This window comes from Flavobacterium araucananum (genome assembly GCF_002222055.1).
GTDB lineage: Bacteria > Bacteroidota > Bacteroidia > Flavobacteriales > Flavobacteriaceae > Flavobacterium > Flavobacterium araucananum.
Genome location: NZ_MUGS01000002.1, coordinates 13,152 through 25,134 on the forward strand (window position 1 = coordinate 13,152; position 11,983 = coordinate 25,134).

12 protein-coding genes are annotated in these 11,983 nt (G+C 34.0%); 4 read left to right on the top strand and 8 right to left on the bottom strand.

The window, feature by feature from the left end; genetic code table 11:
* Window positions 1-12: 12 nt before the first annotated feature.
* The 3 genes from B0A64_RS00410 to hflX all read left to right on the top strand — a co-directional run bounded on the left by B0A64_RS00410 (window position 13) and on the right by hflX (window position 3,796).
* Window positions 13-1,362, top strand: coding sequence for a DUF5689 domain-containing protein (locus B0A64_RS00410; protein ID WP_089477578.1), 1,350 nt, complete (start codon window positions 13-15; stop codon window positions 1,360-1,362).
* Window positions 1,363-1,498: 136 nt separating this feature from the next.
* On the top strand, window positions 1,499-2,368 hold the full coding sequence (locus B0A64_RS00415) for a hypothetical protein (protein ID WP_089477579.1): 870 nt from the start codon (window positions 1,499-1,501) through the stop codon (window positions 2,366-2,368).
* A gap of 189 nt (window positions 2,369-2,557) precedes the next feature.
* A complete protein-coding gene (gene hflX / locus B0A64_RS00420) occupies window positions 2,558-3,796 on the top strand; it encodes a GTPase HflX (protein ID WP_089477580.1) in 1,239 nt (412 codons plus the stop codon).
* A 167-nt stretch (window positions 3,797-3,963) separates the two neighbouring features.
* Here the strand turns inward: hflX and B0A64_RS00425 are convergent, their stop codons facing one another.
* The 6 genes from B0A64_RS00425 to B0A64_RS00450 all read right to left on the bottom strand — a co-directional run bounded on the left by B0A64_RS00425 (window position 3,964) and on the right by B0A64_RS00450 (window position 8,168).
* A complete protein-coding gene (locus B0A64_RS00425) occupies window positions 3,964-4,914 on the bottom strand; it encodes a DUF3078 domain-containing protein (protein WP_089477581.1) in 951 nt (316 codons plus the stop codon).
* A 79-nt stretch (window positions 4,915-4,993) separates the two neighbouring features.
* Window positions 4,994-5,503, bottom strand: a complete 510-nt coding sequence (locus tag B0A64_RS00430; protein ID WP_089477582.1) for a DUF2480 family protein — start codon at window positions 5,501-5,503, stop codon at window positions 4,994-4,996.
* Between the two features lie 162 nt (window positions 5,504-5,665).
* Window positions 5,666-5,989 carry an SUF system Fe-S cluster assembly protein gene (locus B0A64_RS00435; protein ID WP_035688342.1) on the bottom strand — a complete coding sequence of 108 codons (324 nt, stop codon included), beginning with the start codon at window positions 5,987-5,989 and terminating at the stop codon, window positions 5,666-5,668.
* A gap of 100 nt (window positions 5,990-6,089) precedes the next feature.
* The gene (locus tag B0A64_RS00440) at window positions 6,090-6,515 is read right to left on the bottom strand and encodes a SufE family protein (protein ID WP_089477583.1); all 426 of its coding nucleotides are present in this window, start codon (window positions 6,513-6,515) and stop codon (window positions 6,090-6,092) included.
* A gap of 2 nt (window positions 6,516-6,517) precedes the next feature.
* Window positions 6,518-6,943, bottom strand: a complete 426-nt coding sequence (locus B0A64_RS00445; protein WP_089477584.1) for a protein kinase family protein — start codon at window positions 6,941-6,943, stop codon at window positions 6,518-6,520.
* Between the two features lie 10 nt (window positions 6,944-6,953).
* Window positions 6,954-8,168: an aminotransferase class V-fold PLP-dependent enzyme gene (locus B0A64_RS00450; RefSeq protein ID WP_089477585.1), complete on the bottom strand. Its 1,215-nt coding sequence runs from the start codon at window positions 8,166-8,168 to the stop codon at window positions 6,954-6,956.
* A gap of 222 nt (window positions 8,169-8,390) precedes the next feature.
* On the opposite strand from B0A64_RS00450, the gene B0A64_RS00455 reads away from it, so the two are divergent.
* The gene (locus B0A64_RS00455; RefSeq protein WP_089477586.1) at window positions 8,391-9,740 is read left to right on the top strand and encodes a serine hydrolase domain-containing protein; all 1,350 of its coding nucleotides are present in this window, start codon (window positions 8,391-8,393) and stop codon (window positions 9,738-9,740) included.
* Between the two features lie 107 nt (window positions 9,741-9,847).
* On the opposite strand, the gene sufD is transcribed toward B0A64_RS00455, so the two are convergent.
* Both sufD and sufC read right to left on the bottom strand, forming a co-directional pair.
* Window positions 9,848-11,164 (bottom strand): Fe-S cluster assembly protein SufD, encoded by a 1,317-nt coding sequence (gene sufD, locus B0A64_RS00460; RefSeq protein ID WP_089477587.1) that lies wholly within the window; start codon window positions 11,162-11,164, stop codon window positions 9,848-9,850.
* A gap of 65 nt (window positions 11,165-11,229) precedes the next feature.
* The gene (gene sufC, locus B0A64_RS00465; RefSeq protein ID WP_089477588.1) at window positions 11,230-11,976 is read right to left on the bottom strand and encodes a Fe-S cluster assembly ATPase SufC; all 747 of its coding nucleotides are present in this window, start codon (window positions 11,974-11,976) and stop codon (window positions 11,230-11,232) included.
* Window positions 11,977-11,983 lie beyond the last annotated feature (7 nt).

Here is an 11,983-nt window from a genome sequence, read left to right on the forward strand (position 1 = left end):
AACACATTTGAAATGAAAAGTACATCCTTAGTTTTCCTTTTTGCAATAACATTTTTCGCTTTTTACGGTTGTAATAATGAAGTCGAAATTCCAAAATTAGCCTGTACACAACCTGATTTGACAGTAAATCAAACCGTTCAAAAAATAAAGGAACTTTCAGGTTCAGTTCCTAAACAATACAACTATAATGATATTATCGAAGCCTATGTTGTGTCCAGTGATGAAGGTGGTAACTTTTTTAAGGCAATTTCTTTTCAAACCATAGCAACAGACCAAACACCTGCAATTGGGTTTAGTGTTCCTGTCGATGTTTCGAACACCTATATTGATTTTCGTGTTGGGAATAAAGTTTATATAAAACTTAAAAATCAATTTACAGATTTATATTTTGGAGGGCTGCGAATGGGTAGTTTGTATGTAAGTAATGCCGGTGATCCAACCATTGGGAGGGTTTCGCAAAATGATTATAAAAATGTTTTAAATGCTTCCTGTACTGTAATTGATGAAAGCCAATTGGTGAAATCAGTCACTATTGAAGAAGCATTAAATGATGATAAGATCAACACATTGGTCGAATTAACAGATGTACAATTTACCGAAGCAGCAATTGGACGAAGTTATTTTGAAGAATCTAACAACGTTGGTGGCGCTACAAACTGGAACCTACGCGACAGAACAGGAAATCAGATTATATTTAGAACCAGTAGTTATGCCAGTTTTGTAGACAATATTGTACCTGAAGGAAGTGGGAAAGTCAGAGGAATATTGACCAAATTTGGTACAGATTATCAATTGATGATCCGATCAGAAAAAGATCTGGTGATGAAAGGAAAAAGAACCGTTCCGTTTTTTGCCGAAGATTTTCATTCTGTAAAAAACAATGTAAATTTTGCCTTGCCCGGATGGAGTAACATTGTAGAAAAAGCTTCGAAACTATGGAAAAGTATGTTGTATGCCGGAAATGGTTACGCTGAGTTTAATACAACAAGTACAACAGCTGCAGAGAATATTGCCTGGCTTGTTACGCCCAAAATTAATATGGACGGATATAAAAATGCAGTGTTGTCGTTTAGAAGTGCACAACACGATCTTAAGGTCGATTCACCATTAAACTCTTTAGAAATTTATATCTCGAACAATTTTGACGGCTCAAGTATTACAAAAGCAAAATGGACAAAGCTTGAAGCAAAATTTCCGTCCCTTTCAACACCTGCCCGACAATTTATAAGTTCGGGAGGAATAGATTTGTCAGCTTATTCAGGAAATATTCATATTGCATTTAAATATATTGGATCCGGAAAAGACAAAACGCTAAATGGAGCTTTTATGGTTGATGATGTTAAAATTTTTGGTGAAAAGTGAGGGGTTTAATTTTTAAAAATGAAATTAATGTATTGATTTTTAGTTGATAATTTAATAGTCTGCTGTTTTTAAGTTTTAAACTGTTAAAATTTAATTGAATTTTGTATTTTGGTCATCCCAAATCGATACAAAAACTATGAAAACCTATTTTATCGCCATCATGATGATGGTTTTTCCTTGCTTATTGCAAAGTCAGAACCAGGACACGGCACCTGTTAGATTAAAACAAATTAACATTGTAAAAACAAATTACCAAAACTCTAAAGATGGTGAGATTGTAAATAAAACAGTTGTTTTTAAAGACGGAAAAATACAAACCATTACCACCTCAGATGTTGTTCAGCACTTTTTTTACAATACAAAAGGATTGTTGGATATGACAGTAAAAGATAAGATTGGAAGTGACTGGAAAGAAGTCGTAAACTACACTTATGATGCGGATAATAACATTACAAAATTTGTTAAAAAATACCAGGAAGGTAATGACTATATTACCAAAGTAGTGACTTTTTTCTATGAAGGCGCAAGAGTAAAGGTTACGACAAAAAAGAGTACCAATCACCAAAATTTGGTTGATGATATCGAGTATATTGTCGAAAACGGGATTATTGTAAGACGTACTTCACGCGATAAAAACAAAGCAATTATTGGTAAAATCGAATATGTTTACACCAATGATAATGTTGTAAAACACAAAGGTTTGGTTGGAGATAAAATATCTAAAACCTATACTTTTGATGATAAAAAATCTGTAGACGCATTGATTGTTCAGAATTTATTTGGAGATAATTATAAAATAATTGTACCAATGATTTCTTATCATGAAGAAGAGTTTAGTTTTGAAGCAATATCATATAATAATGAAATGAATTTTAGCCCTTCATCTACTGTTTTGGTTGGTGTGAGCAGAAAATTTAAATACAATAAATTAAACTACCCAATCTCTTGCTCTCAAGTTGAAGAGAACGGAATCGTAAAAACAGAAAAGACATTTATTTACGAATAGATAAATCTTTTTGAGGTACTTGAAACCATTTAGAAATTAAGTTTTATTAAGATTAAATTCTTAGGATTCTTAATTTTTAAATGGTTTCACTTTTTAGGGTAAAACTAATTTCCTAAATAGAATTTAAAAACGAAATTCTATAAGCGTTAGTACCTTACAAATCATTAAATTTGCACCTTATTCAAAGCTATGTTAGAAAAAGAAATTATAAATTTTGAAAGAACAGCCATTGTTGGTATTGTAACTCAAAATCAAAGTGAGGAAAAACTTAACGAATATCTGGATGAATTAGAGTTTTTGACTTATACCGCCGGAGGTGAAGTTATAAAACGTTTTTCACAAAAAATGGAACGCCCAAATCCTAAAACTTTTGTTGGAACAGGGAAGATTGAAGAAATTAACCTTTTTGTAAAAGAAAACGATATATCGACTTTGGTTTTTGATGATGAATTATCGCCATCTCAGCAAAAAAATATATCTAAAATTATAGATTGTAAAATCTTAGACAGAACACACCTTATTTTGGATATTTTTGCTCAAAGAGCCGAGACATCCTATGCAAGAACACAAGTAGAGCTGGCGCAATGTCAGTATTTATTGCCTAGACTTTCTGGTATGTGGACTCACTTAGAGCGTCAAAAAGGAGGTATCGGAATGCGCGGACCCGGTGAAACAGAGATTGAAACAGACAGACGTATTGTTCGTGATCGAATTGCACTCTTGAAAGAGAAAATAAAAACGATCGATAAGCAAATGGGCGTGCAGCGCAGTAATCGTGGGGCTATGGTTCGTGTCGCTTTAGTAGGATACACCAATGTTGGTAAATCGACATTAATGAATGCCGTAGGTAAAAGCGATGTTTTTGTCGAGAATAAATTGTTTGCAACCCTGGATACAACAGTTCGTAAAGTGGTGATTAAAAACTTACCATTTTTGCTTTCAGATACAGTGGGTTTTATTAGAAAATTGCCAACACAATTGGTAGATTCTTTTAAAAGTACTTTGGATGAGGTGCGCGAAGCCGATTTGTTATTGCATGTCGTAGACATTTCGCATCCTGATTTTGAAGATCATATCGAATCTGTAAACCAAACATTGTTGGAAATCAAGAGTAATGATAAACCAACGATTATGGTTTTTAATAAAATCGATGCCTACAAACATTTGACTATTGACGAGGATGATTTGATTACTGAGAAAACAAGAAGACATTACACGCTTGAGGAATGGAAACAAACCTGGATGAGTAATGTTGGTCAGAACAAAGCATTGTTTATTTCGGCTACACAAAAAGAGAATTTTGAGGAATTTAGAGAAATAGTTTACGAAGCAGTTCGTCAGATTCATATCACGAGATTTCCTTATAATAAGTTTTTGTATCCGGATTATAAAGATGCAATCGAAAAAGAAGAAGAGGAACAAGAATAAATTAATTTTACCCTAAAGAACGCCAAGATTTTATTATAATAGTATCTTCAGAAAACAGAAAGTTCGCAAAGCTAAATCTATATACAGCTTTGCGAACTTTGTGTTTTTATACAACCAACGTTAAGAACTTAGGGTTCTTTGCGATAAAATATTAGCTATAGTTTTAGTTAAAATCCAAAATTAACACCTAATCCAAAAACTTCTCTGGTTTGGAAACCACTAAAAGCATTGTCGTCATAAATCGCCTGGAAGGATAAATTGGCAGATAAAAATTTGTTTACTTTCATGATAATATTCAACGAGTAATTGATATCGACATTTTGAGGATCTTCTAAATAGTTAGAATAAAGATTCAAAGTGTTTTCTGCAGTTACATTGGTCATAATCGCCAATTTATAGTAGACAGAGGTGTAGAAACCCAATTCGTAACGCATGGTTTTGTTGGCATCTACGCCAAAATAATCTCCGCTAACATACGGTAAACCTGTTGTATGATCAATACCGGAGGTATAAGCACCATCTACAAAAGTTAGTTTAGAAGTTAAAGGTGCAAAGTTTATTTTTAAATTATCATCTTTTGTCCAATAAATACCGGGTCCAAAAGTAAGATACCCCGGAGACATAAAGGCAGTATTTTCTGTTCTGATTTCTTTTCCGTTCACATCCTTGTCATACAAGTAACCCGTAGAAAATTGAGTTCTGAAATTCAAGAAGAAAGAGTAATACCATTGACCAAAAGCTTTTTTACCTACGATAGAATTAAATTCCAGTCTGTCATCCGTCTTTTTTTCATAGTCGGCATTTTTAGTTTGTAAAAGCCCGTAAGAAGCTAAAACTTTGTTGTCCCAGGTAAGATCATCTTTTTTGTAATTGAAATCGTAGTTGATACCTAAAGTTCCTGAAAAGCTATCTTCGCCACCGGCAATCCAGTTATTAAAACTGGACTGATTTAGTAAAAGAGAAACTGTCCCTTTTGCTTTCCAGCCTTCTCCTTCGATAGTATCATTTATTTTTTTTACAGCTTTTTCAGTATTCTGAATTAATTCTTTTTCAGAATTTTGGGCTTGAACAAAAGTTAAGTTCGCTAAAATAAAAAGTAATAATGTTAGCTTTCTCATGGTATATAGTTTAAATGTGTAATAACAAATATACTAAAAACCGATAGAAGGTTCAGGATTTATTGGCTGTAAAAGAAAGTTATTTCTTAGATTCTTTGTACAAAGGTACTGCTGAACATGCTTCGCCGTACATAATACTTCTGGCAAAAGGTTGCAGATAAGTTGCAGCCAAAATATAAGCACGCGTTGGAACCGGTTTTTTAGAACACCCTTTTATAATAATTGGTTTGCCCTTGTATTCAGAATAATCAAGATTACTTAAAATCTCTTCGTACAAACTTGCGTCTAAATCTTCGATTGTTCCGTTAACCACTTTTTTGGCATAAGGTGCCAATTGAATCGCTACCAAAATCGAAGACCAGGCAGGAACAATTGCATCTGTGCTGCAATTAACAGCTACATATTGATCTTGATATTGCGACCAATCGTGGTTTTTTAAGTGCTCTCTAAAGTCTTTTTCTTTTAATAGAAAACCTTCTAAAAGCCATTGCGAAATGTCAATTTGCTTACGCGTTCCTTTTGGATAATAATCCTCAAGGTCAAATACGATTAAAGCACTATTGGCAACTTTATTGATGATTTCTTCCATTTTGTTTAGTTTTCAGTCGCAGTTTTCAGTCGCAGTTAAATACTGTGACTGAAACTATAAACTGTATACTTTTAAGGCATTCTTAAATTCTTTTTTAGTCTCAGAGGTAGTTTCAAATCTCAATTGATTACTGAAAACTGCGACTGTAAACTATAAGCTTTTTTAAAGCATTCCTAATTCTAATTTTGCTTCTTCACTCATTAAATCTTTACTCCAAGGCGGATCAAAAGTAATTTCGACATCAACTTCTTTGATGTTTTCAATAGTTTTTACTTTTTCTTCTACTTCTCTTGGTAAACTTTCCGCAACCGGACAGTTTGGAGATGTCAGGGTCATCAGGATCTTTACTTCGTAATCTGTGTTTACCATTACGTCATAAATTAATCCTAATTCGTAAATGTCTACAGGAATCTCCGGATCATAAATGCTTTTTAAAACCTTTACAATTGATTCTCCTAACTCGTTTGTGTCTATTTCTTGTTCCATAATTTTATTTTTATATTTTTTTGCCACGAATTTCACAAATTTCCCGAATTAAGCATTTTGTATATTTAAAAAATTCGTGCTAATTCGTGGCAGAAGAAATTTAATTTTTGTTTTTTGCATCAAAAGCCAAAGCATACATTTTGATGTTTTTAATCATCGAAACCAATCCGTTTGCGCGTGTTGCTGACAAATGTTCTTTTAGGCCTATTTCATCAATAAACAGAGTGTCAGCATTTATGATATCCGCTGCTTTTTGATTAGAAAAAGCACGAATTAAAATAGCGATAATTCCTTTGGTTAAAATAGCATCACTATCTGCAGTAAATACAATTTTATCGTTGTTTTGTTCTCCTTGCAGCCAAACTTTCGATTGACAACCTTTGATTAAATTCTCTTCTGTTTTATATTCGTCTTTGATTAACGGAAGACTTTTTCCTAATTCGATGATGTACTCATAACGTTGCATCCAATCATCAAACATCGAGAATTCGTCTATTATTTCGTTTTGTATTTCTTTTATTGTCATAATTATTCTTTCGTAAAACTAACCAGCAAATTTACCAATTTTTCTATTTCCTTAGGAGGAGAACCATTGTCGAAACCCTGAGTTTCGTATGTTTTCTGATTCTGGGTGATCTTTAAATTTCCAATTGCAGCACCGTCGTAAAACCGTTTTTCAGTTGGGGCTTTTAAAGTTGGAATATTTTGTAAATTAATTTTTGAAAACTCTGCTACAATCTGTTTCCATTGTGCATCGCTTATTTTGCTTTTTACAGGTTCTGTATTTTTGCCATTGATAACTGAAACTGTTTTATTTTGAACAATTATCTTTTTATAAAGACCACGGGAAACAGCAGAATATTCCATTTGTGTCGATGTCATATCGTTTGCTTTTTGGCTTGAACAACTCGTTCCAATAAAAATGGTCAGGAGCAATAAAGATAATGTTCTCATAAGTATTTTTTTAGCTTAACATGGTTTTTGCCTTTTTGACTGCTTCAACCATAGTATCAATCTCTTCTATCGTATTGTAAAAAGAAAATGAAGCACGAATAGTTCCCGGAATACAGAAAAAGTTCATAATAGGTTGTGCGCAATGATGTCCGGTTCTAACAGCAATTCCTAATTTATCGATAATTGAACCAATGTCATAAGGATGAATTCCGTCAATATTAAACGAAACTACAGATGCTTTATTTTTTCCTGTTCCGTAAATTTTTAGCCCTTCGATCTCTAACAAACGTTTTGTAGCATGTTCCAGTAAAGCTTCTTCTTGTTTTTGAATATTGTCAAAACCAATGTTGTTTAAATAATCAACAGCAGTACCTAAAACAATTCCACCAGCGATATTTGGAGTTCCGGCTTCAAATTTATGAGGAAGATCAGCATAAGTTGTTTTCTCGAAAGTAACCTCTTTGATCATTTCTCCGCCACCTTGATAAGGAGGAAGTTTGTTTAACCAGGCTTCTTTTCCGTATAAAATTCCGGTTCCGGTAGGACCACACATTTTGTGTCCGGAAAAAGCATAAAAATCACAATCTAAATCCTGAACGTCCGGTTTTAAATGCGGAACAGCTTGTGCACCATCAATTAAAACAGCAGCGCCAACAGCATGTGCTTTTTCGATTATATACTTGATAGGATTTATGATCCCTAAAGCATTCGAAATATGATTTACCGTTACAACCTTAGTTTTTTCTGAAAGTAGTGCCTCAAAAGCGTCCATAATTAGTTCGCCTTCTTCGTTCATAGGAATCACTCTAAGCGTAGCTCCCGTTTTTTCGCATAACATTTGCCAGGGCACAATATTACTATGGTGTTCTAATGCCGAAACAATTACTTCGTCACCGGGTTTTAAAATTGAAGCAAAACCATTGGTCACTAAATTGATTCCGTGCGTCGTTCCGGAAGTAAAAAGTACTTCATGCGAGAATTTAGCATTGATATGATGTTGGATTTTTACTCTCGAAATTTCGTAAGCATCAGTTGCCAATTGACTTAGTGTGTGAACACCTCGGTGAATGTTGGCATTTATTTCCTGATAATAGGTTGCAATCGCATCGATCACAATTTGTGGTTTTTGTGAAGTTGCTCCGTTGTCGAAATAAACCAAAGGTTTTCCGTTCACTTTTTCCGAAAGTATCGGAAAATCAGCTCTTATTTTTTGGATGTCTAACATGTCTTATTTAGAAAAATTCTATTTACAAAAGTACTAAAACTAAATTGGTTTATCCATCAAAACTATAATTTCCTTTTATGGTGCTATCAATGCAGAGCCCTAATGTCGATTCTCTAAAGTTTAGTTTTATTTTGTAAATTATGTTAGTTTAAAATCTAAATTAAGTGCTAAAATAGTGAGGATAAATTATTTATATTGCAGTAAAAAATATCTTTTAACAATATGAAAAAAATCATCAGGTTACTTGTGCTTGTTTTACTGATTGTCGTTTTTTATTTTGGATTTACGACTTATCCAAAACTTGAATTGATCTCAGGCTTTTCGGCCAAAAGTATTGCTTCAGGACATTTCTTAGATCATCGATCAAAAGAATTAATCGAAAAATCAGACAATGATATTCCGTTAATGGATCTGGCGTCGAATAAAATTGATGAAGCCGGAAAATTGGCAACATCTTCTGTTTATGGATTAAAAGAAAGAAAAGCGATTTATCGGGAAGGTTTAGGTGCAACTTTAATTGATGATGATTATGATGTTTCAAAACCTTATTTGCTTCCAAAAAGAACTAAATTGATTAATAATCTCCCTTTTCCTTACGGAAATAAGGAATCTAAAGACACCCTTTTTTCGAATGTGGATTATTCTAAACTGAAAAAAGCAGTTGAAGATTCTTTTGATAAAAATGGCAGAAAAGCAAAATGCACTCGTGCCGTTGTAGTTTTGTATAAAGATAAATTGATTGCCGAAAAATATGATACAGGCTTTAATAAAGAGAGTAAAATTTTAGGCTGGTCAATGACAAAAAGTATCACAAGTTCTGCTTTTGGAGTTTTGGCAAAACAAGGTAAAATTGATATTTACAAACCGGCACCAATTGCCGAATGGAAAAATGACGATCGTAAAATTATCACCATAAACGATTTACTGCACATGAATTCAGGATTGGAATGGGAAGAGAATTACAGCAAAATTTGCGATGCTACAATAATGCTTTTTCAATCTGGAGATATGGCAAAAGTACAACGTGAAAAGCCGGCTCAGTTTAAACCCAATACGCATTGGAATTACTCATCAGGAACGACCAACTTATTGTCCGGAATTTTAAGAAGTCAGTTTAAAACCCAGCAAGAATATCTTGATTTTTGGTACAGTGCTGTAATTGATAAGATAGGGATGAATTCGATGATTGTCGAGCAAGATATGACAGGAACTTTTGTAGGTTCTTCTTATGCTTGGGCAACAGCTCGCGATTGGTCTAAATTTGGATTATTATACCTGCACAAAGGAAATTGGAACGGAGAACAAATTCTGGATGAAAGCTGGGTAAAATATTCTGCAACGCCCACAAATACATCTAAAGGAGCTTATGGAGCGCAATTTTGGTTAAACGCCGGAGGTAAATTCCCGGATGTCCCTCGCGATATGTTTTATTGTAGCGGATATCAAGGGCAAATGGTAGCGATTATTCCGTCTCTGGATATGGTGATCGTAAGAATGGGATTGAAAGAAGAGGACCAGGGATTTGATTTTAACGGGTTTTTGAAAGGGATAATTGAGAGTGTGAAGAAATAGAATTTAACTGCAAAGAACGCAAGATATAAAAACACAAAGTTCGCAAAGCTTATATAAAAAACTTTGCGAACTTTGCGAAACCTTTGTGTCTTTGCGGTAAAACTAAACTACAAATCAAATCCTAAATTCACGCCTAATTTCGTGGCAATAATTTTAGTAATACGTTGTTTTAATTCTGGTATTTTAATGCTTTCGATAACGGCATTCGAGAATGCGTACATCAGTAAAGCTTTAGCTTCTTTTTTCGGGATTCCGCGTGATTGCATGTAGAACATAGCTGTTTCGTCTAGTTGTCCAACGGTACAACCGTGAGAACATTTTACGTCATCAGCAAAAATTTCTAATTGCGGTTTTGCGTTGATAGTTGCTTTGTCACTCAATAAAATGTTGTTGCTTTTTTGGAAAGCATTTGTTTTTTGAGCATCTTTTTCTACCAAAACTTTTCCGTTGAAAACTCCTGTAGAGCGATCAGAGAAAATTCCTTTATAATCCTGGAAACTCTCACAATTAGGCGTTGAGTGGTTTACCAATGTATAATGATCAACGTGTTGTTTGTCGCTAAGAATTGTGATTCCGTTAAGCGTACTCGTTAATCTTTCCCCATAGTGAAAAAAGTTTAAGTTGTTACGCGTTAGATTTCCACCAAACGAAAATGTATGTACAGAAGCGTGGCTTTCTTGTTGTTGAGAAACATAAGTATTGTCAACTAAGTTTGCTTCGCTATTGTCATTTTGTATTTTGTAGTAATCAATAATGGCACGTTTTTGAGCGTAAATCTCGGTAACCGAATTGGTTAAAACCGGATTCTCATTCAAACTTTGGTGACGCTCTATAATTTGCACATGTGAATTCTCGCCCACAATAACCAAATTTCGAGGCTGTACCATTAATGCAGCTTCGTTTCCTGTTGAGAAATACATAATCTCAATAGGTTTATCAGCTACTTTCTTTTTAGGAATATTGATAAAAGCTCCTTCGCTTGCAAAAGCAGTATTTAACGAAGTCAAACTTTCGTCTTTGCTTGCAATCTGATTGAAGTAAGTATCAATAATCATTTTGTATTTTGGCTTGGTCAATGCTGATGACATCAGGCAAACATCGATTCCGTCATGCGTAGTAGAAGACAAATGCGAACTAAAAACGCCATCGATAAATACTAATTTATAAGTATCGATTTCGTGTAAAAAGTATTTTTTTACCTGATTAAATTCGATTGCATTTTCTTGCTTAGGAAAAACCGTAAAGTCATTTTTTAGGATGGCGTTTAGCGATGTATATTTCCAGGCTTCTTCTTTTTTGGTTGGGAAACCTTTATTTTCAAAGTTTTTTAAGGCATTTGTTCGTATGTCATGTAAATCTGAATGTACATCAACACGCTCTTCAAAAGCCATAAAAGACGATACTAATTTTTCTTTTAAATCCATTTTCGTAGTTATAAGTTATGAGTTATAAGTTATAGTTTTTGTAAACTGTAACCTGTAACTGTAAACTAGTTTTCTGCTTTAATCCAGTCGTATCCTTTTTCTTCCAGTTCGTAAGCCAGTTCTTTTCCACCTGATTTTACAATTCTTCCGTTATAAAGAACGTGAACGAAATCCGGAACGATATAATCTAACAAACGTTGGTAGTGTGTGATAACGATAATTGCGTTTTTCTCGCTTTTCAATTTATTAACCCCATTAGCCACAATTCTTAGTGCATCGATATCAAGACCAGAATCGGTTTCGTCAAGAATAGCTAATTTTGGCTCTAACATTGCCATCTGGAAAATTTCGTTTCTTTTTTTCTCTCCTCCTGAAAAACCTTCGTTTAAAGAACGGGATAAAAATTTACGATCAATTTCTAACAATTCAGATTTCTCACGAATTACTTTTAGCATTTCATTCGCAGGCATTTCGGCTTGACCGTTTGCTTTACGAGTTTCGTTAATGGCAGTTTTCATGAAGTTCGTAACACTTACTCCGGGAATTTCTACAGGATATTGAAAAGAAAGGAAAACTCCTTTGTGTGCTCTTTCTTCCGGAGCAAGATCAGCAAGATCTTCTCCGTCAAGGAAAACTTGTCCGTCTGTAACTTCGTAGTTTTCGTTTCCGGCAATTACAGCCGAAAGGGTACTTTTTCCAGAACCATTAGGTCCCATGATAGCGTGTACTTCGCCAGCTTTAACTTCTATATTTATTCCTTTAAGGATTTCTTTATCACCAATTGAGGTGTGAAGGTTTTTTATTGATAACATTGTTTTT